The organism is bacterium, assembly GCA_035505375.1.
In the GTDB taxonomy this organism is placed as follows: Bacteria; Hydrothermota; Tepidihabitantia; order Tepidihabitantales; family Tepidihabitantaceae; genus UBA2258.
Genome location: DATJQV010000025.1, coordinates 36,975 through 62,229, shown reverse-complemented (window position 1 = coordinate 62,229; position 25,255 = coordinate 36,975). Strand labels below are relative to the sequence as shown.

Genomic DNA, 25,255 nt, shown 5'->3' with positions numbered 1-25,255 from the left:
AGTCAAGCAGAAGATCGCATGCGGTCCTGAACCCGACATTGAACCACTAAGACACCAAGGACACCAAGCATACACCGGACATTTCCATCCGGACCTTCTTTGTGTCTTTGTGTCTTGGTGGTGAACTTCTATCTCGGTTCTGGGGATGCGGGAGTCAGCTTGACCATGCGCAGTCGGTCGGCTACTCTTAGTCCCCCATGACAGACAGCAAAGTGCGAGCGACGAATGCCGAACGCCAAACGACGGAGGCGGAATCCCATCACGACGTGATAAGTATCCGCGGAGCGCGGGAGCACAATCTCAAGAACATCAGTCTCGACATCCCGCGCAACAAGCTGGTGGTCATCACCGGCCTTTCCGGCTCGGGCAAGTCGTCGCTCGCGTTCGACACCATCTACGCCGAAGGCCAGCGTCGCTACATCGAATCGCTCTCCGCCTACGCCCGGCAGTTCCTCGGCATGTTGGAGAAGCCGGACTGCGACCAGATTACCGGCCTCTCCCCTGCCATCGCTATTGAGCAGCGGACATCAGCCCGCAACCCGCGCTCCACGGTCGGCACGGTCACTGAGATATACGACTACCTGCGTTTGCTCTTCGCCCGCATCGGTAAACCCTACTGCCCGAAGTGCGGCAAGCCGATCTCCTCCCAGACCACTGACCAGATTGTCGATGTCCTTCTCGACTTGCCCGAAGGCACCAACCTCATCATCCTTGCCCCGCTGATACGCGCTCGCAAGGGTGAGTACAAGGAGCTGCTGGTCAAAGCCAAGCGCCGGGGCTACATCCGCGTGCGGGTGGATGGAAAGCTCTACGAGATTGATGAAGTACCGGACCTCGAGCGCTACAAGAAGCACGACATTGAAGTCGTAGTCGACCGACTTTCGGTCAAGCCGGACGTTCGGAAACGGCTGGCAGACTCCGTGGAGCTAGCACTCAAAGAGGGAAACGGACTGTGCATCGTAGCCACGGATCGGGCGAAGTCAGAAGCTAGAAGCCAGAAGCTAGAAGCTAGAGGTTCCGGTCACTCCTCACCCCATCCCTCTCCTCCCAGAGGAGAGGGAGAGCGAAGCGAAGGCTCGGACACTAGACCACTGGACCACTCGACCTCTGGACCACTTTCATCCGACTTGGTCTTCTCCGCCGCCCTTGCCTGCCCGGAGTGCGGGTTCAGCTTCGGCGAGATTTCGCCGCGCCTGTTCTCGTTCAACGCGCCCCAGGGCGCTTGCCCGACCTGCCACGGGCTCGGCACGAAGATGGAAATCGACCCGGACCGCGTCATCGCCAATCCTGATCTGTCGGTGTTGGACGGCGCACTGGCGCCTTGGGGCGAGGCGCGCGTCCGGAGCCAGTGGTTCACCGCCCCGCTCCGCACGCTGGCGCGGCGGCACGAGTTCAAGCTGGATGTGCCGTGGCGCAAACTCCCCGCGTTTGCCAAGCGCCTGATTCTCTACGGCTCCGACGAAGAGATGAAGGTCAAGTACACGCGGTGGGACGACAGCGAGTTCTACTGGCAGCACAAGTTCGAAGGCCTGATGCCGAACCTGCTCCGCCTGTACCACGAGACCGAATCCGAGTCGCGGCGCGAGTGGATTGAGGGGTTCATGACCCTGCTTCCCTGCCCGGACTGCCAGGGCCGGCGGCTGAAGCCCGAGGCGCTCGCGGTACGCATCGGCGACCTGAACATCGCCGACCTGAGCGCATTCTCCATCCGCCGCTGTCACGACTACTTTGCCCGCGAGCTGAAGCTCTCCGGTCGCGACGAAGAGGTCTCGCGCGAGGTCGTGAAGGAACTGCGGAAGCGGCTCAGCTTCCTGACCGCGGTCGGCATCGACTACCTGACGCTCGACCGCACCGCCGAGACCCTCGGCGGCGGCGAGGCCCAGCGCGTCCGCCTCGCCACGCAGATCGGCTCCGGCCTGGTCGGTGTGGTCTACATTCTCGACGAGCCTTCCATCGGCCTGCACCAGCGCGACAACCGGAAGCTGCTGGAAACTCTCACCCGGCTGCGCGACCTCGGCAACACGGTCATCGTGGTTGAACACGACGAAGAGACAATCCTCGAGGCCGACCACGTCGTCGACCTCGGCCCCGGCGCGGGCGCTTCCGGCGGCAGGGTCATTGCCCAAGGCACACCCGAGGAGATCAAGCGCAACCCGGATTCGCTCACCGGCGCGTACCTGTCAGGCCTCCGGCGCATCGAGACGCCCGCAGCCAGACGCGAGCCCCGGCTCGGCTGGCTCACGGTCCACGGCTGTAAAGAGAACAACCTGAAGAACACCGACATCACAGTGCCGCTCGGCCTGTTCGTGAACGTGACCGGTGTCTCCGGCTCGGGCAAGAGCACGTTCGTCTCCGACATCCTCTACCGGGCGCTTGCCCGCCACTTCTACGATTCCAGAGAGAAACCGGGCGCGCATGACCGCATCTCCGGCATCGAGAAGATCGACAAGGTGATAAACATCGACCAGTCCCCAATCGGCCGGACGCCGCGCTCGAACGCCGCGACCTATACCGGTGCGTTCGGGCCGATTCGCGACCTGTTTGCCCGCACCAAGGATGCCCGCATGCGCGGGTACAAGCCGGGCCGGTTCTCGTTCAACGTCAAGGGCGGCCGGTGCGAAGCCTGCGCCGGGGACGGAATCATCAAGGTCGAGATGCACTTCCTGCCCGACGTCTACGTAACCTGCGACGTCTGCAAGGGCAAACGGTACAACCGCGAGACCCTTGAGGTAAAGTACAAGCTAAAGAGCATCAGCGACGTGCTCGAAATGTCAGTAGATGAGGGGACCGAGTTCTTCGCCAACGTGCCGGCAATCGGCCGCAAGCTGAAGCTCTTGAAGGATGTCGGTTTGGGTTACGTCAAGCTGGGGCAACCCGCCCCGACTCTGTCCGGCGGCGAGGCCCAGCGTATCAAGCTGGCGCGGGAGTTGTCGAAGATTGCCACGGGCCGAACGCTCTACCTGCTGGACGAGCCGACCACCGGACTCCACTTCGAGGACGTCCGGTTGCTGCTCGGCGTTCTGGACCGCCTGGTCGAACGCGGCAACACCGTGCTCGTCATCGAGCATAACCTCGAAGTCATCAAGTGTGCGGACTGGGTGATTGACCTCGGACCTGAGGGCGGTGACGAGGGCGGCACGGTTGTCGTCGCCGGAACGCCGGAGCAGGTCGCCGCGTGCGCATCTTCGCACACCGGCAGGTACCTGAAACCGCTACTCAGACAGACATAGGTAAAGGTAGAGGTTAAGGTCGAGATCCGGAATGTCTCGACATGTTGACCTTCACCTTTGCCTTTGCCTCAACCTGTTCTGCCTACGCCGCATGTCTTCGGAAACAACACCCGGCACAAGTCCCCGACTGACTTTACGAAGTGGAACTTGAGCCCTTTCCTGACATTGGCCGGGACGTCTTTCAGGTCGCGCCGGTTCTCCGCCGGCAGGATGACAGCCTTGATGCCTGCCCGGCTCGCTGCCAGCACCTTCTCCTTCACGCCGCCAATGGGCAGGACCCGGCCGGTTAGCGTTATCTCACCCGTCATGGCGATACGCGGGTCGAGCGACTCGCGCCGTAGCAGAGAAATCACCGAGGCGGCGATGGCGATGCCGGCAGAGGGACCGTCTTTCGGGGTCGCACCCGCCGGGATGTGGATGTGGAGATCGGACTCCTCGAAGAACTTCTCGTCGATCCCGAGCTGCTTTGCGTGCGCCCGCACGTAGGAGAGCGCGGCTTCGGCCGATTCTTTCATCACGTCGCCGAGCAGCCCAGTCAGGAGCAGTTGCTTCTTGCCCTTCATCAGCGAGGACTCGATGAACAGGATCTCTCCGCCGAATGGCGTGACCGCGAGGCCGGTCGAGACGCCGGCGTGCATCCTCCGCGCGGCGACTTCGGAAGAGAAGCGTCGCGGTCCGAGCAGCTTGCGCACGTCGGCCGGGGCAATGACTGAGGCCTTGGTCCGGCCTTCGGCAAACCGGCGCGCGAGTTTACGCATCACCGAACCGACTTCCCGTTCCAGGTTACGAACCCCGGCCTCACGCGTGTACTCGCTCGCAATCAACTTCAAGGCCTCGTCCTTGAACTGGACCTGCTCTTTGGTCAGGCCGTTCTGCGTGAGCTGCCTCGGCACCAGGAAACCCTTGGCAATGGAGATTTTCTCTTCATCGGTGTAGCCCGGCAATTCGAGGAATTCCATACGGTCACGTAGCGCGGGGATGATTGTGTCGGCCACGTTCGCAGTCGTAATGAACATCACCTGCGAAAGGTCTACCGGCACTTCCAGGTAATGGTCGGAGAAGCTGAAGTTCTGCTCCGGATCGAGCACCTCAAGCAGGGCTGATGACGGGTCTCCCCGGAAATCGGTCCCGACCTTGTCGATTTCATCGAGCATGATGATCGGGTTCATCGAGCCGGCAGTACGCAGGCCCTGAACGATTCGTCCGGGCAGCGCTCCGACATAGGTACGGCGGTGGCCGCGGATCTCGGCTTCGTCCCTGATTCCTCCCAGGGAGAACCGCAGGAACTTACGGCCCAAGGCCCGTGCGATGGAGCGACCAAGCGACGTCTTGCCCACGCCTGGCGGTCCGATGAAGCACAGGATTGGACCCTTGGAGTCCTTCTTCAGCTTCCGTACCGACAGGTACTCCAAGATCCGCTGCTTCACCTTCTCGAGATCGTAATGGTCCTCGTTCAGTATCTTGCCGGCCTGCTTCACGTCGAGGTTGTCCTCGGTCCGCACCTTCCACGGCACGGCCAGCAGCCAGTCAAAGTAGTTGCGCGTCACCGAGTACTCGGACGCAGCGGGCGACATCCGCGAGAGCCGATCCAGTTCCCGGCGGGCCGCTTCCAGCGCGGCCTGAGGCATGCCTGCCTCCTCGACCTTTTTGCGCAGTTCGTCGATTTCTGCCTGGGTCTGGTCAGACTCGCCCAGCTCTTTCTGGATCGCCTTCATCTGCTCGCGCAGGAAGTACTCGCGCTGGGACTTGTCGAGCTCACCCTTGACCTGGTCGCGAATCTTCGCGCCCAGTTCCAGGATGCCGATTTCCTTGGAGAGGAGCGGCAGCAGCGCCTGTAACCGCTCCTTCACGTCGAGCATCTCGAGCAGCCGCTGCTTCTCTGATAGGTCGAAGTTGACGTAGGTGGCTGCGAAATCAGCCAGCCGGCCAGGCGAGTCGATGTTCGTCACGACTGTGGTGACATCATCCGGCAGATAGGGTGCCAGCTCGGACAGCTTGCCGAAAGTATCTGCCACGCTGCGCATCAGGGCTCGGGTAGCCACATCCTTCTGGCCCGCATCTTCCAGCGGCTTCACCTTTGCTCGCAGGTAAGGAGTGGTTGACACGTACTCCTCGACTCGCGCCCGCCGCATGCCCTGGAGCAGCAGCCGCATGGTCCCGTCCGGGAAACGCAGCATCTTGAGTATGACGGAGATTGTGCCGATGCCGTACAGGTCAGCCGGCTCGGCCTCGTGTTCAAGCGACGAGTCGCGCTGTGTCACGGCGCATACCAGCTTGTCGCCGGCAAGCGCATCGTCCACCAGCTTTGCCGAACGCTCGGTCGAGACGACCAGCGGTGATACCAGTCCGGGAAATACCACGCCGCCCTTCACTACCAACACCGGCAACTCGGCCGGGAACTGGCCGAGACGAACCTGCGGCAAGTCCTCCGGCCCGTGCTTCAACTGCTCATCGGTTTTGACAATTGTATCAGGTTTATCACTCAAGTCGTATCACCCTCACGGTGCTGACACCCGTCCGGTCCAGCTCCAGGCTCAGCACACCGTCCTTGATCTCAACTTTGATGCTGTCGGGATTAACCGCAAACGGCAGGCTTACCCGCTTCTCAAATCCGCCGTACGGAATCTGGGATTCATAGAAGGTTACTCCGCGCCGGACCTTTTGCGGCGGCCGCTTGATGCCTAGAATCTGGACCATCCTGGCGCCGACCCGGACGTGCACCTCAGACCCGGGGACACCCGGCACCTCGGCCATAAGGTAGACTTTTTGCTCGCTGGCGAAGAGGTCGACCGGCGGCTCCCAGACCGCGTTGCTCTCCTGAACCCCGAAGAACCTCTCGAACAGCTCGTCTATCTCATGACTTACAGATATTATTGCGCTGACGCGCCGCTGCCCATACATCGACTTTGTTAGACGCTACCCGGTCGGGAGCTGATTCGGGCCAGGCGCAACCGTGTGGACCAGTCGTCCGATTGACAGGGCGCGACCGCTCGACGGCTCGACATCGACCCACACACCGTTGATGCGCACGTCCCCGGTCGCCGGCTGCAGCCTCACCGGCACCATCTCGATCATCCGGCGCAGAGACGTGTCCTTGCTCATGCCGAGCACCGAGTCGAACGAGCCGCACATGCCGGCGTCGGTGATGTAGGCGCTGCCGCCCGCCAGTATCGCCTCGTCCGCGGTCTGGACATGCGTGTGGCTGCCCAGCACGGCCGACACCCGTCCATCCAGGAACCAGCCCATTGCCTGCTTCTCTGCGGTCGCCTCGGCGTGAATGTCCACGAATACCACCGGGGTTTCGCGCCGGATTTCGTCCAACGCCGGCAGCATTCGGCGGAACGGGCAATCCAGCGGCTTCATGAACACGCGCCCCTGCAGGCTCACCACCGCCACCTTCACTGTGGTCGCTTCCCTTTCGCCTGTGCCTTCGGCATTCGTCATTCGACACTCGTAGATCCCGCTGCCCCGCCCCGGCGCCTGCGGCGGGAAATTGAGCGGGCGGAGAATCCTGGACTCGGTGCCGAGATACTCCCAGACTTCCTTGCGGTCGAACGCGTGGTCCCCGGTCGTGATGCAGCCGACCCCTGCCTTCAGCAGTCCGTCTGCAATAACCGGCGTAATCCCGTACCCGCCCGCGGCGTTCTCGGCGTTGGCAATGATGAAGTCGGCACCCAGTCGCTGCCGCAGTCCGGCGATCTCCCATTCTACCGCCTTGCGTCCCGGCTCCGCGCATACGTCGCCCAGAAAGAGCACGCGCAACGCCCCGGGGAGACGCCGAGGTCCGAGCTGAGGTTGATATTCAGACGGACTCATGTCCTGTCTTGACCTTAACCTTGACCTTGGCCTGTCCTAGCGAGCGTAGTCGACTGCACGCGTCTCGCGGATGACGGTGACCTTGATCTGCCCGGGGTATTTGAGTTCTGCCTGAATCTGGGCCGCAACCTTGGCCGCCAGTTCCGCCGAGTCGTGGTCCGTGACCTTGTCCGGCTCGACCAGCACCCGGATCTCGCGCCCGGCCTGTATCGCGTAAGCCCGCTCGACCCCCTCCATCGAGGACGCGATTGTCTCGAGCGTCTCCACGCGTTTGACATACGTCTCGAAACTCTCACGCCTGGCCCCGGGCCGTGAGCCGGACACACCGTCGGCCGCAGCTACGAGGAAAGCGTAGGGCGAATCGAGCATCACTTCCTCGTGGTGCGCCGCCACCGCGTTCACCACCAGCTCGTCCTCGCCGTACCGGCGGGCGAGTTCCGCGCCGATGCTCGCGTGGGGTCCCTCGATCGACTGGTCCGCGGCCTTGCCGATGTCGTGCAACAACCCGGCCCGCTTGGCCAGGGCCGGGTCGAGGTCCAGTTCCTGCGCCATCAACGCGGCAAGATAAGCGACCTCCTTCGAGTGAACCAGCACATTCTGTCCGTAGCTGGTTCGGTACTTCAGGCGGCCCAGCAGCTTGGAAAGCTCCGTGTGGAGGCCGACGATGCCCAGTTCCAGCACGACCGATTCGCCGGTCGACTTGATGAGAGCGTTCATCTCGTCCCGGGTGCGACCGACCACCTCCTCGATTCGCGCCGGGTGAATCCGGCCGTCGGCCACGAGCCTCTCCATCGCCAGCTTGGCGACCTCGCGCCGGACCGGGTCAAACCCGGAGATAATGATCGCACCGGGGGTGTCGTCGATCATCACCTCGACGCCGGTCAGCGTCTCGAAGGTACGGATGTTGCGGCCCTCGCGGCCGATAATCCGGCCCTTCAGCTCATCCGAGGGCAGGCTCACGACCGATATCGTGGTTTCGGCCGCGTGCGACACGGCGCAACGCTGGATGGCGCACGTGATAATCTCCCGCGCCTCCTCCTCGGCCTGTCCCCGTGCCTCTTCCTTGATGTCCCGGACGAGTTGGGCGGCCTCGAGCCGGGCCTGGTTCTCCAGGTTCCGACAAAGCTCGCGTCGCGCCTCCTCGGAAGAGAGGCCCGCGAGCCGTTCAAGTTTGGAATTCTCCTGGCTGATGAGCTGGTCCAGCCGCTCCATCTTGGCCCGTACGATCTTATCCCGGGCAGCGATGTCGCGGTCTTTCCTGATGAGGTCCGCCTCCTTCTGGGTCAGAACGCTGTCCCGGCGGCCGATGAAACTATCGCGCTCGGATAGCTTCGCTTCCAGCCGTTCCAGCTCCCTGCGCGTGGTCGCGGTCTGGGTCTCGAACTTCAGCTTCTCCCGCTCCCACTCCAGCTTGGCCGCGGCCTCAGACTTCTCCCGCGCCCGGTTCACCTCTTCCTGCGCCTGCTTTAAGGTCCGGTCGCGCTCCTGCTCGGCGCCGTTCACTAATTGGCGGGCGGCGCGCCGGCTGATGACGAACCCGAACCAGAATCCTGCCACTCCCAGAACTAAGAAACCGGCAATTGCCAGCACTATTTCCACCATCAGACTCATGATTCCTCCAAACAAAACAAAACCCCGCGGTGCCGTGTAGTGACCAGTCTATGAACCCGTCGTAAACCGGGGCGCCTCAGTGCCGCTTCGCGCCGCTCAACGAGGAGTGGCAGTCCACGGCGCTATCGAGCGCCCACTTCACGGGTGTTGGCTCAAGACTTAGCCAACTATCACGAACACAGCAGGGAGCCTTATGTAAAAGTGCGAAGTGCGAAGGACGAATGTCGAAGTCGTGCCCCGACATTCATCACTTGGCGCTCGTTACTCCAAGAACGGACTCCAACTTGTCAATCAGCAAGCCGACCTGTCGCGACGCCCAGCGCGCGTCCTCCTGACGCTGAATGAGGTGTTCATCGACCAGATTCATGCTGGCCAGCACCGCCGTGCGCGTGCTTGAGCCCTGGTGAAACTGGCCATCGATCTCCTTCATCTTGTGGTCAACTATTTCCGCAACTCTCTTAACGTGATCGCCGTCACTGTCGGCTCTAACATTATAATCACTGCCAAAGACACTAACGATAACTGATTTCATCGGCTCCCATCGAACTCAATCTATAGCAGACCGTCAATCTTGTCAATCAGCGCGTCAATCCGCTGCACTGTCTCGGCCCGGGCCCGGGTCGCCTGCTCAAGCCGTGCCTGGAGTTCCAGCTTCTCGCGCCTCAGGTTGGCGATCAGCCGCGTCGCTTCATCGACCTTGGCTTCAAGCCGCCGGAACAGCTCGACCAGCTCCGACGAAGGGCCAGCACCTGCAGCCGGCTTTGGTTGAGGCTGAGATTGGGAGGGAATCATGTCCTATCTTGACCTTAACCTCTGCCTAAGCCTTAGCCTCGACCTCAGTGCCCGGTCAGCCGCAGCCCGGGTACGAGTTGGTACCACATCTCCGCCCGCAAGCACTGGTGCTCGACATCGACGGCGACAATCTTCACCAGCGCGTAGTGGTTGCCGGCGGTGAGACAGCCGACGCTGCAGGGGACCCTCAGGATATCGGTATAGTTGAAATAGGCCGTCTCCGAAAATGCCGGCAGCATCGCGTTCTCATCGGGCAGTGAGTCAGTGAAAGCGCTGGCCTGCCAGGAATCGGTCGGCACGACGTCGGCAGGGTCGCTCGGCCCCATGTCCGGACTGGCGATCGAATACGGCCCCTGGTTCATCCCTGCGGGCTTGAAATCGGTGACATAGAAGTCAACCGATTTCACGTTGTGCTCGTCGGTCATCGCAAGAGGCCGGCCCTGACCACTCTGCCGGTCCCAGCCGAAGCCGGAATTTCCCGTTGCATTCAGCTCTGCCAGCGTCACCGTGTCAGTCCACACCGGAACCGTGGTCGGATTCGCGCCGGCAGCATAGTTCGCGGTTCCGTACCTCGCCTCGACCCGGTACCAGCCGGTCGCGCCGCTCGGATTGTGGACCCAGATATTCGCGGTTGTCTCCCCAACCAGGCTGAAGCTGGTCTCGTGTGCCGCCCGGAAAGAGACCAGGTACTCATCCGGCTTGGCGTCGGTCGGCACGCTCCAGATGACCTTAACCGTGCTGTCGGTGTCGGCCTCAAGCCTCAGGTTCGACGGCGCTCGCCCGTTGCCGCCGCACCCGACCAGAACAAGCAAGCCAATCAGGACGGACTTCCCCAGCCAGTTGCTCATTGGTGTTGTGACTTCCGGTAAGCCTCGAGTACCGAAACTCGAATGACGAGTACTGCTGCAAGCGCGAACGACCGCTTCCGGCTTCTTCTCCATTGGGGCTTCAATCGTCACTCTGACTTCGCGCTTCGGGCCTTGCCGTCATCGATACCGCCACGCGGTCTTCGGACTGCGGCCTTCTCCTCAGTGCCTGATCAACCTCAGTCCGGGGACGAGCTGGTACCACGACTGCATCCACAGCTTGCCCGAAGCAACGTTGAAGCTGTCAACCTGTATCAGGGCATAGTGCTTCAGAGTATCACCGGCCGTGTAGCACCCGATGTAGCACGGCTGCGTCGTAATGACCGTGTATATGAAGTAGTCGGCGTTCGGCGGCGCCGTATAAGCGGGCAGCGGGCTCTGCGGGTCCATCACCGGATTCGAGAACCCGTTCGAACGCCAGCCGGCCTTGGGCACGATCCCGGCCCCGGGGTCGATGGTGTCAACGTTCGGGCTCACAACCTTGAGCAGTGACTCGCCGTACCCGGTTTGCCGGTCGGATATGTAGAAGTCAACCGACGCGCAATTCGCGCTCTCGGTCATGGCGTACACGTGGCCGATGCCCGAGTCACGAGTCCAGCCAAAGCCGCAGTAACTCGAGTCCTTGTTGATCTCGTACAGAACAGTCGCGGCGCTGTAAATCGGCACCGTGGACGGCTTCTCCGCCCCCTCGTACGTGTCTTTTCCGAACACGGCCGTCACCTTGTATTGACCGGTCATGCCGTGCGGGCTGTGAGCGTAGGAAGTCGCGGTTGTCTCGCCGACCACCGAGTACCCCGAATCGGTAAGCTGGCGGAACCACACCATGTACTTGTCGGGTGCGCCTTCGGCCGGAGTTGTCCACGACACCACAACGGTGCTGTCGGAGTCACCGGGGCCGGCACTCACTGCCACCCCGGTCGGCGGTCCACCCAATACGCCGCAGCCCTGAATCAGGACCAACGCCGCGAGCGCCCCCGCACCGGCCAGCGCGACCAATAGCATCCTCTTCATCGCATACTCCTTTGTCAGCTTGCGTAGTTCCAGGGGCTGTTCCACTTTGCCGGGAACCGCCCCGGAACCTCTGTTAGGCTACTACCAAAACCGGCACTGTCAAGAAACAGGAACGCACCCCATCGCGCCCCTGTCCTATCTCCGCCCGCCCGGCCGCGGTACTACTTCGTCAGCACCACCTTGCGGACAGATTGGGGCTTGTGCTTCTCCAATCCACCTGCACGACGGCCTTCCGCCCTCCGCCTTCATCCCTCACCATTTCTCAACTCGCTGAGCAGGCAGGGCCTCGTATTGTATCACGATTTGCCGCAACGCCTTTCGGCATCAGAGGTTTCGTCATTTCGGTCAGGATAGCCCTGACGATAACATCATCAAGTGCTCAACGCCTTTCGGCATCAGAGGGTTCATCCTGGTCCCCGCAGTCATCGAACGCATGACCTACCTGGAGTGCTCAACGCCTTTCGGCATCAGAGGGTTCGTCACCGGTGACAAGGTCAACGAGGAGCTCGGTTGCCCGAAGTGCTCAACGCCTTTCGGCATCAGAGGGTTCATCATTAGCGCTCAAGGATTGGGTCCCAAACCTCGGCCAGGTGCTCAACGCCTTTCGGCATCAGAGGGTTCATCGCGCCACGGAAGTCGAAGGTGGTCTCGGTGGCGTCGAGGTGCTCAACGCCTTGCGGCATCAGAGGGTTCATCACGTCTTGCCAAGCAGGCGCTCGGCGGCGTTCCACCCGTGCTCAACGCCTTTCGGCATCAGAGGGTTCGTCACGTCATTCTCCTCGGTCCAGACGACAAGCCAGAGGCGTGCTCAACGCCTTGCGGCATCTGAGGATTCGTCACAGCTGCAAGGTAATGTCGCAGCCGACTGCGTTAAAGTGCTCAACGCCTTTCGGCATCAGAGGGTTCGTCACCAGCCCTGCATCTCGATGACTCTGCGTCGGATGTGTGGTGCTCAACGCCTTTCGGCATCAGAGGGTTCGTCACGTGTAGGAAGCGACCAGCTTGGATCCGTCTTGGTTGTGCTCAACGCCTTTCGGCATCAGAGGGTTCGTCACCCGAATCCCGCGATTGAATCGAGCACGGCACGTTCTGTGCTCAACGCCTTTCGGCATCAGAGGGTTCGTCACGTCACCACAGCGGCTACAATGCTACGCGGCTGGCACGGGTGCTCAACGCCTTTCGGCATCAGAGGGCTCGTCATTTGAGGACTTGTCCGGGAACAGTCGATACTTCCCGTAGTGCTCAACGCCTTTCGGCATCAGAGGCAATCGTCTAGCTCCGTAGCTCACGCAGGCGGGCGGATTGCGGTCCACGCCTCCGTCGGCGGCTCGGCGGGCAACGGTGTGCGGTCGCTCAGCCGGAACTGGCACCAGCGGGTGCCGATGGAACCGACGTGGTCGGGCCAGACCGGCAGGCTGAGGTCACCCTGAGGGTCGTTCAGCACGAGGTTGCCTTCGGGCGGGTCGCTGTCACGCCACTGTCTGACCTCATTGACTAGATGTGTGCTCTCGCCCAATGACAGGCCGCCGGAGCGCGACACGTCGCCGGGGCTGAGCATGGCTGCTGTCACGCGGTCGTACAAGCTCGACGGCGCTTGCTCTGCTTCGCCGCGGCGAAGCCAGACCGAAAGCCGTACGTCGCTCAGGAGTTCTTGAAAGTCCGGCCGCTTGTTTGAGCCTTGTCCCGGACCGGACTCAGTCTCCTTCACGCGCCAGAGCGTGCGCAGCACGGTTGACCTTTCCGGGGCAGAGACCAACGCGACCGCTATCTCTGCGCCCTGATGAGTGAGGCGGTTTGGCTCGCCGACGAGTGAAAGCAACATGCCGTAGACCGTTGCCGGCGGGGGAATGGGATAGGTTTCCCAGAACTCGCGTGCCTGTGCCACACGAAACCCGGCAACCGGGACAGACACGAACAGCCGTAAGCTGTCCATGGCTGTCCTACTTCAGACCGAGGTCAGTCCTGATGCGTTTCTTCACCTCGTCGGCCGCGGCCTTGACGCCGGACGCGAGGAAAGCACCTTCGTCCATCAGTTCTCTCACGCCCGGGTCCGCCGCGATTGTGCCTCCGATGACCAGTTCATCCGGGTCGATGTCGCCGGACTCAACGACGCGAAGCAGGGCCGGCACTGTGAGCTTGCCCTCGGCGTCCTGCGCGTAGGCGTAGAGCATGCGGGGGGCAAAGTCGTCGGTCCAGCGGAAGACGACCGACTCGGGTGAAAAGTCGAAGAGGAACCGCGACTGATTGCCCGCGACTTCAGACAGGCTTATGGCGGCGTCCACGACTGCGAGTGCCCGCTCAGGCTCGGCGAGCGCCTTGGGCGTGAGCGCCAGCCCATACTGGTAGCGCGTCGCGTGGATTTCGGTTCCGTAGAGACTGGTGCTACCCTTTTCGCCGCTCTTGGCGTTGAAGGTGATGTCGCCGGAGAACGGTGTCAGCGAGACTGAGCGGGTGAGTTCAAGCGGGCCGCGACGTTTGTCACAAGTGCCCTTGGTCCTTTTCCCCTTGCCCGCCTCGGCGTCGTTGCCTTCCGTCTTGCCGGCTTCGGCCAGCATGAAGCCCATGACGTCATCATCGATGAACGTGTCCTTGCCCTTGCCTTTGCCGGTCGGGTCTGTCCACGGCAGCCACTTCGGGTCCTGCCAGACGTGGTCGTTCTTCTGTTCGTCCCACTTGCGGTTGACCGGCAGGCCGGAACGCTGCCAGAAGTAGCGATATGCCCAGCGGATGGCCTCGGCGGACACGGTCGAGTGGACTTCGCCGTTCCAGAGCATCTTCTGGAGCGTCGTGATGTTGCCTTCGTTCTCACCCCGGTTGTTGGCGGCGGTCCCGAACGGCGTGACGATGATACCGAAGAGATGTTTACTCATGCTTTCCTCCTTACTTGTCTTCTTCCTTGCCGCCCGGATACGACGCCAGCGCGAGCAGGGCAAGGTCCTTGGCGCGGCGCCAGTTCTTCTCGTTGAACAGCGGCAACACCTGCTGCCACCAGAGGCCTTCGCTCTTGAGCAGGGACTTGTCGCCCTGGTGCAGCGCGCCACCTCTGGCCCAGAAATCGGTCATGGTCTCCCTCAACGTATGTGCGTTCTTGCACCGGGCAAAGCTCACGCGTACCTTCTCAAACTCGGTGCCCCAGTCTGCCCCGCCGGCTCGGCCGAACTTCTGGCCCATGTACCGGCGCAGGGCTTCCTGGCAGGCAAGGATGAACGTCCGGTCCGCACCTTCGGGCATGGTCTGTGAGTCATCTACCATCTTTGTCAGTCCTCCTCTCTCATATCTGAATACGTGTTCGCGGCGGTCTTTGTCGGCTACTAGGTCCGCGAAGCCAATGTACCACGGTTGTCCGGATGCCGCGTTGCGAGCGACCATGTCGGGCACAAGCGGTACGTCCCAGAAGGGCGGCTTGTCCTCGCGCCGCACGAGCTTCGGGGACAGGACCGCGCGGCAGGCAGCATACGTGCGCAGTCCTTCTGCCGAGCCGGGCCGCACCGTCAGCAACTGGACGCGGGTCTTCTGTTGCGACGACCACGGCACAACACCGAATGACACAACCCGGCAGGAAGCCGAGCGTACGTCGGCGAGGATGCCCGCAGCATGGAGTTCGGCCAGCACGCGCATACCGGCGTCGGCTGAGCCGGACGCAACGAGCTGCTGGATGCCGTAGCGGACGAACAGCGCGCGGGCGCGGGCGTAGGCGCTGAGGTCTGTGACTTCGGGCAGCACGATTGAGTACGCTGTCCGCGTGCCCTGACCGCGCCGCCTGACTTCGAAGTATACTGCGCCCACAACTGCGAACTGCAAGGCAAGCGTCCGGCCAAGCGGTTCCTCAAGCGCGGTTGTATTACCGAGCCCAGTGTGGCGAACCGCGCCGCCCGGGAAGTGCCAGCCGGCAAGCCGGACGAGTCCGTCCGGTGGGAAGTCGGCGTCCTGATGAGCGTAGTGCTGCACGCGCCGATACGTAACGACCAGTGGCGCGTCGTCTACCGTTACGGACAGGCTGCCTCCAGCCTCGATGGACTTGTCGGCCTTGCGCGTTCGGCCATGCTGCAGGAACGACCCCAGCACGGCTGACTGCAGGACTACTGCCTGCTGCGGGTTGGCTATTGGCTCGCCAAGGGCCGGGAACCAGAATAGCCCTTTCTTGTCCAGCTTGAAGGACTCGTCGATGAGCCAGGCGAGGAACTGGGCAAGGTTGCCGTCCCAGACGAGCTTCACAGCATGGTCGCCAAGTTCCCATCCGCATCCGGTCGGGCGGCGGAGGATCGCGGCCTTGTCTGTGTCGAGCACCTTGAGTGTCATCCACAGTCCGGCAAGGCCCACCTTGTGCAGGGCGGTCATGCCTGAATCGAACAGCCCTATGGTCAACGGACTCTCAACGGTCATTTGTTTTTCTTTGCCCATTTGCCTCCCCATTGTTCGGAGTATTCGATACGACCGGCGGGCGCAACCAGTGCAGACCCGACGTGGTCCCAATGCTCAACTTCCTTCGCGACCCGGCCCAGCGGCATCGGAATTGCGAGACGAGTCACCTGCTTCGTGTCCGGTCTGCCCGAGCGAGTCAGGCATGCCGCTTTGTCCTCGGGCAGTAGCACCGACACTGACCCTTCGCCTTCGCGCGCGGGTTGCTGATAGGCCAGCGGGCCACCGTCGAGCCACGCAGATTCCACGGGCTGAGGTTCGACGCCATTGTCCTCGGCGGCAAAGGCCTCGGCCAAGTCACGCTGAGACACCGGTCGTCCGGCAAGCCGAGCCAGCCACTTCTCGATAGTCGCGAAGTCGAATTCCTCTTCATCATAGGGGAACCGATTGTCAGGGCGCAGAACGAGCGCGCGGCACACCGGCCTCGGGTCGTCCGGCGACGCGCGACGGTTGAGGCGACCGAGGCGCTGGATGAGCGCGGGTATCGGTGCCATGTCGGTGACGAGCAGGTCGGCCGAGATGTCCAGGGACACCTCGCATACCTGCGTTGACACGGCCAGCGAGACCTTCGGGTTGCCGTCGTCAAACGCGGTCATCACGGCCGCGTGTTTCTTCAGGCGGTCTACGTAGCGGTAACGGCTGTGATAGATGAGCGGGTTGCGGCCGTTCGCGGCCTGCGCGAACGAGACCGCCCGGTCTATCGTGTTCGCTACCCACAGGACCTTGCCGCCTCGGGCGAGCGTCTGGTCAACCTGCTGCCAAGGTTCCTCGGTCTGAACGCCGGCCACTTCGTACCGCGGTAGCTCTTCGAGTCCGGCCGGGCCATCGACCACCTGTAGTTCCGCGCCCGAGTCGGCCGTTGCCTGCCGCAAAGCCTGAAGGCGCTGGTCCGGCAGCATGGCGGTCATCAACAAGACCGGCGTACCACGGAACGTGTCCATGAACCTCAGTAGCTCGGCGAAGAGGCGGTCACCGTACTGGTGCACCTCATCGAAGACGAACGCACCGTTGGCTATGCCCGGAAACGAGAAGAGCGCGGAACGGTAGTTCTGGATGAGGCCGAGAACATAGTCCACCGTGCAGAGCGTGATGGGCGTGTGCCACGTGGTCAGCGACTCGTAGCGTTTGGTGCGTTCCAGCACGTCGGCGGTGCGGTCTTCGAGCAGGAGTTCGATGTCGGCGGCGCTGCGGCCGTGCTTGAGTTGGGCGTGCTCGGCCATGTCGGCAGCCTCGATGTAGTCGCGGAATCCTTCAGTCGTGGTGCCGGTAGTCGGGTAGCAGACAAAGAGCTTCCTGCCGACTGCCTTCTTCTGGGCCCACATGTATGCGGCCAGTGTCTTGCCGCTGCCGCAGCCGGCTCGGACGAACGTGAGGCGGCCTGGCGTGTCCCGCACTTGTTCCTGGAAGGGCCGCGAGGCATGCGCACCAAGGCGCTTGGAGACCACCTCGGCGAGCATGTCCACCGTGCAGGCTTCTGCCACGGCCGACTCAGTCCATCGCTCCGGGCTTTCCCCTGAGCGCGGTACGGCGGAACCGGCTACATCGGCGCTGATGAGCAGGGCTTTGACCAGAGCCACGAACCGTTTCTCTTCGGTGGTTGCCTTCTCGGTCCACCAGTCGTCGTCGCGGAGCCAGTCTCGGAGTTCGGCCAGCGGCCGAGCCAAGAGGTCAATGCTGCAGGACGTCAGCGATGGAGCACGAGGCAGGCCAGCGAGCGCCTCGCCGTGCTGAAGGCAGGAACGGAAGTCGGGGTGATTGAGTGACAGCCTCGCGGTGGTTCCGGCGGTGCGGACAGCAATGTCAGCGGCGTCCTTCAGCTTCAGGTGATGTCCCAGCGCCGCGTAGAGGGCCGCGCTGCGGACGACAGGCGTGCAGTCCGCAAGGAGCCATCGGTTCAGGCGGTCGTCGCGCAGGGCCAACCAAACGCTGACCCATTCGTGCCTGAGCGCTTGAGCTGTGCCGGGCTTGCGGACGGCAAGCTGGAACTGGTCGTTGGCCTTGCCGAGGTCGTGGAGGACGGCCGCGCGTAGGAGAGCGGCCCGAAGGAACTCTGCATTGAACGCATCATTGAGGCCAAGCGAGCTGAGCGCTTGCTGGCCGACCGTGTCCGCGAGCGTTGACGCCGTGGCAAGCACGTTGCGCGTGTGGCCCGGCAGCGTTTCGGAATCGAGCGGTGCGTCGGGATTGTCGCTGGACTTTGCCAGCAGACGCACGAAGTCGGCCATCAGGCGTGCCGCGTCGGCACGAAGATGCCGCAGCCGAAGCGGCGGCGACCGCCGAGGCCATGCTCTTGCAGTCGGAGGGAATCGTCGGCAGAGAGGCCCGAGACTTCCATCGCGAAGCCCACGACTTCCTTGTCGTGGATGCGGAGAGTGCGACGGATGGAAGGCGAACGGTCAGCAGTCATCTCCTTGCGGCCTTCAAGTGACTTGGTCCCACTGCGACGGATGAGGCCGGGCGTTCCCATGATTCCGAGTCTGGAGAACTCCTCCTGCGCCTTGGCGAGGAACGACTCGGGGTCCATGCGGTGCTTGAACGTGACGAGTCGGCTGCGAAGAGTCGCCGCCGGCTTGAGCAAGTACGTGGTCGGCACACCGACACGGAGCTTATAGCCGTCCAGGTCGAGTTCCTCGCCGGCGAGAGGTAGGAGTTCGCGGACATGGTCGGAGTCGAGTCGGAAGGTCAGTCGGCTTGACGGGGTCAGATGTAGCAGGCGGTTGCCAGCAAGAAGGCCGTTGATTGGGTGTATGCCCAAGGTCTCTTGGGCCGAGTCATGAGTCCAAGGGACGTGGCGCGACACAGCGCCATAGAGCGCATAGCTGTGGTCGGCAGGTATTTCTCTGCCAGTCAGTCTGAATCCGATGTCTATGGTCGGCATCTTTTACCTCCCGGGAGTGACATGAAATATGCCCCAAAAGCCTGAGATGTCAAGCGACAAAAGTTCAGGAACGGCTGTATGAGGGCTGAGACGGTTGCTGGCTTGGCTCAGGCCCAGAGCGGGTGTCGGTACGCGGGCGGGGACGGCGGCTGTTGTTTGACCTGCTGCAGGAACTGGAGCGATCGCTGTTGCGGCACTCGAAGCTGGTGCCGTTGCAGAGCTTGGTGCGAGCGCCGGACGAGGTGCTGTTGGCGGTCGAGGCCGGCGGTACACTGACGCGAGTAACCAGTTCTCAGTTGGCAGCTTGCAGTAGTCGGAAACGGACGGCTCCGCGCGAGAACACAGCGCGGCGGACTTCAGATAATCCAGAAATCAGAGATCAGAAACCAGAATGCAGAATTGCCGAACCGAAGCCGGCTAAGCGCGTCTGAGCCGGCGGTCGAGGCCGCCGAGGGCCAAGTCGGCGAACTGGCGGGCCGGCACGCGCCTTGCGTCAGCCGGGCTCGGATGCGGGGAAGTCTGAGTTCGCCGCGAGTCCTTCAGCCACGGGTGGAGAGCAGCATTTTCATCGCTCAATCCAGATCCTGTTTGTGTAATATAGTACACACTCCTCCAACCGCGAATTCCTGTCCTAACTTCCCTATTCCCAATACCCTAACCCCTATTCCCTTCCCAACCCCTCCTATGCTCCCCCCGTAGCTCCGCACATAGCTTCCGAGGTAACGACCGGAGCAACTTCCCGAGGAACGACGCGGGTTACTTCACCGGCAACTTCCACAGCTACGTCTACCGCTACTTCGCGGGCAACGAGTAGAGTTCCTCGTCCGGTTCATTGCCGGGTAACAGGTCGGGTTCAATCCCGGGTTCCTTGCCGAGTTACAGTCGGCTTTCCCGTCAGAGTTCCTTCCCGGATTACTCTGCGGGTAACCCTCTAACCAACGAGCGGAGTTCCTTGGAGAGCTACGAGGAGAGCCCCGACGCGCGCCGCGGTTCGGTTCAAACCCCCGAATGGTCGCAGATAAGCCGCCAAGGACGCCAAGAGACGGAGCCGGAATCCAGCCACGAAGAGAGTAGCCACGGATAAACACGGATGGACACAGATAGAGTCTCGTCTTGCTGGAGGGACCTCCCGACAACAGGGAGGATACGATGAGACACACCATGCACTCACGAAGACACGCAGACCACGAAGCGGGCCGAGATAGAACTCGAAGATGCGTTTCATGCACCTGGTTCGTGGTGTCCATGTCGGTTTCCGGTAAGTTCGCGCGCTGTTGCGCGGGACGCGGGGTGCGGGTATCATCTAGTCCGTGCCCGAGAACCCGGATACCCCCCAACGTCAACCCGGACCTTTGCCGCCCTTCCCCGGGCGGTCGGCTCCGCCCAAACCTAAAGAGTCACCCCGCTACGGCCGCTGGGTCGCGGTCGGAATAACGCTCGCCTTCGTCCTCGCCCTGGTTCTTCTGGCTGTGTTCGTGTCCCTCGCTCACCGGGCACACGTGGCAGGACTCAAAGACCAAGTCAAGGTGCAGACGCAAGCTCAGGCAGCCCCCATACCATACGACACATCCGCGTACTCGGTGAAGCCAAGCGAAATCATGGCGAAAGTCCTCGCCCGCGCCGGCCTCGCGCCTGAGGATGTCGGCCGCGTTGTTCCGGCCCTCAATGCCGCGGGCTTCAACTTCCGGGCAATGCGGCCCGGTGACAGTCTGTTCGTGCTGAGACGGCGTGGGGCCCAGTCCGCGCCGCGCCGCCTGCTCTACCGGCAGGACGTCGAGCACGTCTATCGCATTGACCTCGACTCGGCCGGTGCCCGCGTGTCGATGCTGTTCCGGCACATCACCCAGACGACGGCATTCGTCAAAGGGACCATCACCAGCTCACTGTATGAGACGATGATGGCGCTGGGCGAGTCACCGCAACTCATAATGGACTACACCGACATCTTCGGCTGGGAAGTCGATTTCTTCTCCGAGGTCCAGAAGAACGACAGCTTCGCGATTCTCTTCCAGCGGAAGTACTGCGACTCGGTCTGCGTCGGCTACGGCGACATACTGGCGGCGAGCTACTGGGGCCAGGTCGGCTCTTTCTCGGGGTATCGCTTCACCGATCCGGAAGGGATAACCGACTACTACAACGCCGACGGCCAGAACCTGCGCAAGACCTTCCAGAAGTCGCCGCTCCGTTTCTCGCGCGTCACCTCCTTCTTCGGCCGAAGGTATCACCCGATTCTGCGGATAGTCCGCGAGCACTACGGCGTCGACTACGGTGCGCCCGCGGGCGCGCCGGTTGAGGCGGTGGCCGACGGCCACGTAGTCTCTGCCGGATGGGCCGGCGGCTACGGACGGTTGGTTGTGCTAGGCCACGCCGAGGGGTACGAGACCCGCTACGGACATCTCAGCGGATTCGGCAAAGGAATCAGGTCCGGCGCAACGGTCCGGCAGGGGCAGGTTGTCGGGTATGTCGGCCAGACCGGATTGGCGACCGGTCCGCATCTGCACTACGAAGTCCGCATTCATGGCACGCCAACCAACCCGCTGAAGCTCAACCCGCCGCGCCGCGACCCGGTTAACGCTGCATTCATGTCGCAGTTCCTGCGGACGCGGGATTCATTAGCCCGAACCATGGTCCGGTTGGGCTCGGGACACGATCCGAATTGAGGACAATTCGGTCATGTCCCTGCGCCAGCGTGGGCAGCCGCCACCACCACCCCGAGCACGCTAGCGGCGCCGCCTCTGAGCAGCGGCTGTGCCGCCTGGTCCAGCGTCGCGCCGGTCGTCATCACATCATCCACGAGCAGAACCGTCTTGCCGCCGACGCGCGCATCAGACCTGAGTCGGAACGCGCCGGCGAGGTTCTTCATCCGGTCCTCGGGTTTTGGCTTCGCGGTCTGAGTAGACGTGTTCTTGATGCGGGTTATGTACTCAGCCAGTGGAATGCTCGTGCTAATCGAGATGGCCGCGGCCAGCAACAAAGACTGGTTGAATCCGCGCTCGCGCAGCCGCGCCGGATGGAGCGGCACGGGGCAGACCGCGTCCGCGGCTGAGAGCACCTCGTCCTGCTGAACCAGGGCTGAGAGCGCGAGACCTAGCAACTCCCCGACCTTGGTCTTGCCCGAGTACTTGAAGGCCTGAACCAGCTTGTCGAAGGGCGGGACATACAGCCCCAGCGCCCGCACGCGGCTGAGGCTGAACGCTGTCCGACACTGGCCGCAGGTCTCCGCCGTCCGGGTGCAAGGCCGGCCGCACTTCGGACAGACCGCAAGTTCATGCGTGAAGAGCGCCAACCGGCATCCCTCACAGACCAGCCCCTCATCTATCTCGGTGTCGCAGCCATAGCATATCGGCGGGTAGACAAAGTCGGCGAGTGACTTAAGAAGGAAGCGAACGCTACCTGGGAAGCCCAAGCTCAAGCAAGGAAGCTCAAGCCCAAACTCAGCGTCGCGTGCCGCTGCTTGTGCTCGCGCCCTTGCCTGGCCAGCGCAGGAACAGGATTAGCAGCGCAACCCCGACCACGGTCAGGCAGAGCGCGACGATCTGGTTGCCCCAGAGGTTCGTGGTGTTCTCGTAGTAACGCAGGAAGTCAATCCCGAACCGAAAGATCGAGTAGATGATTAGCAGGATTGCGGCCAGCACGCCCGGCTTCAAGTTCCTCTTCTCCAGCCAGAGCGCGAACAGGAACAGGACGAATCCAGCCGCCGAAGAGTAGAGCTGGGTCGGGTGAATCGGCTGTCCGATGAAAGTCGCGCCGGCCGGCGAGTTGGGCGGGAATACCACGCCGAAGGGGCCGCACGTCGGGGAACCAAAGCAGCAGCCGTTCAGGAAGCAGCCGATGCGGGTGAACCCCTCGCCGAGCACTATCGCCGGTGTGACCGCGTCCATCAGCTTCCGCACCGGCAGCTTGTTGAGCCAGACGAACAGCGTACCCGCGATGATGCCGCCCAGGAACCCGCCATAGAACATCAGTCCGGCCAGCCCGCCCCGCCAGAACGCGATGATGCCGATGAGGTCGTGGTTGAACTCCTGCCAGTGGAACGCGACGTAGAAGAGCCGGGAGCCGAGCACGACCGCAAGCAGCACCCAAAGCGCGAGGTCCGTCACATGCTTCGAGTCAACGCCGAACTTCTTCGCCCTGTGTTCAACTACCGCGATGCCGCACACGAACGAGATGAAGAGCATCACGCCGTATGAGTAGATATGCAGATTGCCGACTCTGAGAATGGTGGGGAACATCGGACTATCCTAGACGCAAGGCCAAACTAGTCAAGAAAAGGGACCAGGACAGGAGTCTTACCACCAAGACACAAAGACACAAAGAGGAAGGGATGAAACCGGAAAGGCTGAATCATGAAAGGTCGGCGTCAGGACATTCATCCTTCATCCCTCCGCATTCGTCCTTTTCGCCTCAAGCTTGGTGACTTGGTGTCTTTGTGGTGAAGTCCGCGTCCGGACCTACAGCCGCACCGACCCGAAGGGCGCGGGCGTGAAGGTCAGGACCATGATCACCACGGCGGCTGCGACCAGGCGCCAGTCCGCCTTGTTGAGCGGGGTAAGGTCGTCCATCGGCGGTGGGTGCCTAAGGCCGAGTATGATGGCGAGCAACGCCCAGAAAGGCCAGCCCAGCCAGAACATCCCCAGCACTGCGAGGACGGCGATGACTATCCAGCTTAGCTTCTGCCAGCGCCTGCCGAACACGGCGTAGGCGACGTGCCCTCCGTCGAGCTGCCCGATTGGCAGCAGGTTGAGCGCGGTCACGAACAGCCCGAGCCAGCCCGCGAACGCCACCGGATTCAGCATCAGGTCCTTGCCCGGCCCCAGCTTTGGGTGCAGCAACTCCGACATTAGCCAGAAGACAAGCGGGGAGCCAAGTTGGATGCCGGGCGAGCCGGTGACGGCAACCGACTTGGAAAGGAGCAGGCCGATGAAACTGACCGGCAGCGCGACAAGGAACCCGACCAACGGCCCTGAGACTCCGACCCGCACCAGCGCGCTCTTCGTCGGGACCGGTGATTCAATCCGTATGAAAGCACCCATCGTCCCCGTCATCGGATGGGGGACCGGCAGGAAGTACGGCGGCGTGGCATCCACACCGAGGCGACGAGCAGTCAGGAAGTGCGCCAGTTCATGGCTGCCCAGCACGAGGATGATGCTGAGCGAAAACGGCCAGCCGAGCAGCAGCATGTCGAGCGGATGCTTGAACGGATTCCCGCCGTTGTTGAACGAACCGACCAGGAGGGTCGTGCCGATGGTCAGAACGAACAGCAGCGCGTTGATCCAGAGCCTGCGCCGGCGCTTCGGTGGCGGAAAGCCGTAGGTCACCGCGTGGCCCTCGGTCGTTTGCTCGAAGAAGGCGTAGAAACCGGCCGCCTTGAACACGTCCTTCAGTGCGGCGAGATTCTCGGGCACCGGGTCGTAGATACGCCCGGTTATGCGGTTTCCCCGTATGCCCTCGATCTGCATGTACGGGCTCAATTGGTCCAGCGTGAACCCGGCTTCAGTCATGGCATCCGTCTTATTTGCGATTCTAGTTAGACGACCTGATTCTCACCAAAGACTCGTGCCAGAGTACATTCGACAATCGCCAATCGTCACTCGTCAATTCCTCTAGCAGATTCTCGGCAGTTGCTCACCTTCCAGCATGATCAACTTACGGAGCGAGCCCAGGTGAGTCTTGAGCCACACGCCCTGGGGTTGCTTCACGACTTCGCCGATACTCGCGGTCTCTCTCCCCAGCCGATGCCCTCGCATCTTCGCGAGCGTCCTTGCTTCGGACCTTGGCTCGACAACCACCACGACCTTGCCCTCGTTCGCCATGTACAGCGGACTCAGTCCCAGGAGCTCCGCAACGCCCTTCACGTGTTGCGCTATCGGCAGCGCCGCCTCGTCAATGACGAATCCCAGTCCGGTAGCATCGGCAAACTCATTCAAGGTTGTGGCCAGCCCGCCGCGGGTCGGGTCGCGCATCAGCCTCACACCGGGCTTCTCCAGCAACGGCAACACCAGACTGTCCAGCGCGGCGCAGTCACTCTCGGCCTTGCCCTTGAAACGGTAGGCCCCGCGCGCGACCGCAATCGCGGCCTCGTGCTCGCCAATCGGACCGTTGATGAGAATCTTGTCGCCCGGTTTCACATACTCCGGTCCCAGTTGTGCTCGCGGAAGAAGTGTGCCGATGCCCGTCGTGTTGACATACAACTCCTCTTCTTCTCCCCGCTCGATGACCTTAGTATCGCCGGTCACGACTTGAACGCCCGCCTTCCGGGACGCCGCCGCGATCGAGCGGCAAATAGCCTCAAGCTTCGCTACCTCCAGCCCTTCGCGGATGACGAACGCAAGCGAGATAAAGAGAGGTTTGGCGCCCATCACCGCAAGGTCGTTGACCGTGCCGCAGACCGCGAGCTTGCCGATGTCCCCGCCCGGGAAGAACAAAGGCTGCACGACGTACGAGTCGGTGGTCATCGCCAGATTCCCGTGCAACTCGGGCAAGACCGCCCCATCGGCCAGTTTCCTCAGTGCGGGACTGCCGAAGTGCTTCACGAATACGTTCTTTATCAGCCGGTGCATCTTCCTGCCGCCCGCGCCATGCCCCATCACGATGCGCGGGTCAACGATGTCGCCGACAATCCCCGGCGGATT

At 62.4% G+C, this 25,255-nt stretch carries 19 protein-coding genes, 1 other RNA gene and 1 CRISPR repeat array; of the genes, 2 read left to right on the top strand and 18 right to left on the bottom strand.

From position 1 onward, the window contains the following. Positions 1-197 precede the first annotated feature (197 nt). Positions 198-3,230, top strand: coding sequence for an excinuclease ABC subunit UvrA (gene uvrA, locus VMH22_04230; GenBank protein ID HTW90895.1), 3,033 nt, complete (start codon positions 198-200; stop codon positions 3,228-3,230). 68 nt (positions 3,231-3,298) lie between these two features. Here the strand turns inward: uvrA and lon are convergent, their stop codons facing one another. The 14 genes from lon to cas6 form a co-directional block, all read right to left on the bottom strand. After that, positions 3,299-5,716: an endopeptidase La gene (gene lon, locus VMH22_04225; GenBank protein ID HTW90894.1), complete on the bottom strand. Its 2,418-nt coding sequence runs from the start codon at positions 5,714-5,716 to the stop codon at positions 3,299-3,301. Beyond that, the gene (locus tag VMH22_04220) at positions 5,709-6,131 is read right to left on the bottom strand and encodes an Hsp20/alpha crystallin family protein (GenBank protein ID HTW90893.1); all 423 of its coding nucleotides are present in this window, start codon (positions 6,129-6,131) and stop codon (positions 5,709-5,711) included. The genes lon and VMH22_04220 overlap by 8 nt, the downstream gene beginning before the upstream one ends. A 15-nt stretch (positions 6,132-6,146) precedes the next feature. Then, complete coding sequence (locus VMH22_04215; protein HTW90892.1) at positions 6,147-7,046, bottom strand: TIGR00282 family metallophosphoesterase; 900 nt, start codon at positions 7,044-7,046, stop codon at positions 6,147-6,149. A 36-nt stretch (positions 7,047-7,082) separates the two neighbouring features. After that, entirely contained in the window at positions 7,083-8,657 is a 1,575-nt protein-coding gene (gene rny / locus VMH22_04210) for a ribonuclease Y (protein HTW90891.1), read from the bottom strand. 17 nt (positions 8,658-8,674) lie between these two features. After that, positions 8,675-8,848, bottom strand: a non-coding RNA gene (gene ssrS, locus VMH22_04205) — 6S RNA. Positions 8,849-8,904: 56 nt separating this feature from the next. Then, the gene (locus VMH22_04200) at positions 8,905-9,189 is read right to left on the bottom strand and encodes a cell division protein ZapA (GenBank protein HTW90890.1); all 285 of its coding nucleotides are present in this window, start codon (positions 9,187-9,189) and stop codon (positions 8,905-8,907) included. Between the two features lie 20 nt (positions 9,190-9,209). After that, a complete protein-coding gene (locus VMH22_04195; protein ID HTW90889.1) occupies positions 9,210-9,449 on the bottom strand; it encodes a hypothetical protein in 240 nt (79 codons plus the stop codon). Between the two features lie 44 nt (positions 9,450-9,493). Beyond that, positions 9,494-10,297 carry a hypothetical protein gene (locus tag VMH22_04190; protein HTW90888.1) on the bottom strand — a complete coding sequence of 268 codons (804 nt, stop codon included), beginning with the start codon at positions 10,295-10,297 and terminating at the stop codon, positions 9,494-9,496. Positions 10,298-10,477: 180 nt separating this feature from the next. Beyond that, positions 10,478-11,326, bottom strand: a complete 849-nt coding sequence (locus tag VMH22_04185) for a hypothetical protein (GenBank protein HTW90887.1) — start codon at positions 11,324-11,326, stop codon at positions 10,478-10,480. 304 nt (positions 11,327-11,630) lie between these two features. Beyond that, positions 11,631-12,592: direct repeats of the CRISPR family, unit length 28 nt; unit sequence GTGCTCAACGCCTTTCGGCATCAGAGGG. Positions 12,593-12,611: 19 nt separating this feature from the next. Continuing rightward, the gene (gene cas5 / locus VMH22_04180) at positions 12,612-13,259 is read right to left on the bottom strand and encodes a type I-MYXAN CRISPR-associated protein Cas5/Cmx5/DevS (GenBank protein HTW90886.1); all 648 of its coding nucleotides are present in this window, start codon (positions 13,257-13,259) and stop codon (positions 12,612-12,614) included. Positions 13,260-13,266: 7 nt separating this feature from the next. Then, complete coding sequence (gene cas7i / locus VMH22_04175; GenBank protein ID HTW90885.1) at positions 13,267-14,196, bottom strand: type I-B CRISPR-associated protein Cas7/Cst2/DevR; 930 nt, start codon at positions 14,194-14,196, stop codon at positions 13,267-13,269. 10 nt (positions 14,197-14,206) lie between these two features. Further along, positions 14,207-15,691, bottom strand: a complete 1,485-nt coding sequence (gene cas8a1, locus VMH22_04170) for a type I-MYXAN CRISPR-associated Cas8a1/Cmx1 (GenBank protein HTW90884.1) — start codon at positions 15,689-15,691, stop codon at positions 14,207-14,209. Between the two features lie 14 nt (positions 15,692-15,705). Then, positions 15,706-17,970 (bottom strand): CRISPR-associated helicase Cas3', encoded by a 2,265-nt coding sequence (gene cas3, locus VMH22_04165; GenBank protein HTW90883.1) that lies wholly within the window; start codon positions 17,968-17,970, stop codon positions 15,706-15,708. After that, on the bottom strand, positions 17,970-18,623 hold the full coding sequence (gene cas6, locus VMH22_04160) for a type I-MYXAN CRISPR-associated protein Cas6/Cmx6 (protein ID HTW90882.1): 654 nt from the start codon (positions 18,621-18,623) through the stop codon (positions 17,970-17,972). Before cas6 ends, cas3 begins: the two co-directional genes overlap by 1 nt. A 1,499-nt stretch (positions 18,624-20,122) precedes the next feature. On the opposite strand from cas6, the gene VMH22_04155 reads away from it, so the two are divergent. Beyond that, positions 20,123-21,283, top strand: coding sequence for a M23 family metallopeptidase (locus VMH22_04155; GenBank protein ID HTW90881.1), 1,161 nt, complete (start codon positions 20,123-20,125; stop codon positions 21,281-21,283). An 11-nt stretch (positions 21,284-21,294) separates the two neighbouring features. Here VMH22_04155 and VMH22_04150 read toward each other — a convergent pair whose 3' ends face one another. The 4 genes from VMH22_04150 to hypE all read right to left on the bottom strand — a co-directional run bounded on the left by VMH22_04150 (position 21,295) and on the right by hypE (position 25,210). Next, entirely contained in the window at positions 21,295-22,035 is a 741-nt protein-coding gene (locus VMH22_04150) for a ComF family protein (protein ID HTW90880.1), read from the bottom strand. Positions 22,036-22,057: 22 nt separating this feature from the next. Further along, on the bottom strand, positions 22,058-22,855 hold the full coding sequence (gene lgt, locus VMH22_04145; protein HTW90879.1) for a prolipoprotein diacylglyceryl transferase: 798 nt from the start codon (positions 22,853-22,855) through the stop codon (positions 22,058-22,060). Between the two features lie 219 nt (positions 22,856-23,074). Continuing rightward, on the bottom strand, positions 23,075-24,124 hold the full coding sequence (locus tag VMH22_04140) for a site-2 protease family protein (protein HTW90878.1): 1,050 nt from the start codon (positions 24,122-24,124) through the stop codon (positions 23,075-23,077). A gap of 102 nt (positions 24,125-24,226) precedes the next feature. Continuing rightward, complete coding sequence (gene hypE, locus VMH22_04135; GenBank protein HTW90877.1) at positions 24,227-25,210, bottom strand: hydrogenase expression/formation protein HypE; 984 nt, start codon at positions 25,208-25,210, stop codon at positions 24,227-24,229. Between the last annotated feature and the right edge of the window lie 45 nt (positions 25,211-25,255).

Bases quoted from the DNA above. Each gene is read 5' to 3' on its own strand.
- uvrA (HTW90895.1), top strand. From the start codon at position 198: ATGACAGACAGCAAAGTGCGAGCGACGAATGCCGAACGCCAAACGACG.
- VMH22_04220 (HTW90893.1), bottom strand. From the start codon at position 6,131: ATGTATGGGCAGCGGCGCGTCAGCGCAATAATATCTGTAAGTCATGAG.
- VMH22_04215 (HTW90892.1), bottom strand. From the start codon at position 7,046: ATGAGTCCGTCTGAATATCAACCTCAGCTCGGACCTCGGCGTCTCCCC.
- rny (HTW90891.1), bottom strand. From the start codon at position 8,657: ATGAGTCTGATGGTGGAAATAGTGCTGGCAATTGCCGGTTTCTTAGTT.
- VMH22_04200 (HTW90890.1), bottom strand. From the start codon at position 9,189: ATGAAATCAGTTATCGTTAGTGTCTTTGGCAGTGATTATAATGTTAGA.
- VMH22_04195 (HTW90889.1), bottom strand. From the start codon at position 9,449: ATGATTCCCTCCCAATCTCAGCCTCAACCAAAGCCGGCTGCAGGTGCT.
- VMH22_04190 (HTW90888.1), bottom strand. From the start codon at position 10,297: ATGAGCAACTGGCTGGGGAAGTCCGTCCTGATTGGCTTGCTTGTTCTG.
- VMH22_04185 (HTW90887.1), bottom strand. From the start codon at position 11,326: ATGAAGAGGATGCTATTGGTCGCGCTGGCCGGTGCGGGGGCGCTCGCG.
- cas5 (HTW90886.1), bottom strand. From the start codon at position 13,259: ATGGACAGCTTACGGCTGTTCGTGTCTGTCCCGGTTGCCGGGTTTCGT.
- cas7i (HTW90885.1), bottom strand. From the start codon at position 14,196: ATGAGTAAACATCTCTTCGGTATCATCGTCACGCCGTTCGGGACCGCC.
- cas3 (HTW90883.1), bottom strand. From the start codon at position 17,970: ATGGCCGACTTCGTGCGTCTGCTGGCAAAGTCCAGCGACAATCCCGAC.
- cas6 (HTW90882.1), bottom strand. From the start codon at position 18,623: ATGCCGACCATAGACATCGGATTCAGACTGACTGGCAGAGAAATACCT.
- lgt (HTW90879.1), bottom strand. From the start codon at position 22,855: ATGTTCCCCACCATTCTCAGAGTCGGCAATCTGCATATCTACTCATAC.
- VMH22_04140 (HTW90878.1), bottom strand. From the start codon at position 24,124: ATGACTGAAGCCGGGTTCACGCTGGACCAATTGAGCCCGTACATGCAG.
- hypE (HTW90877.1), bottom strand. From the start codon at position 25,210: ATGGGGCATGGCGCGGGCGGCAGGAAGATGCACCGGCTGATAAAGAAC.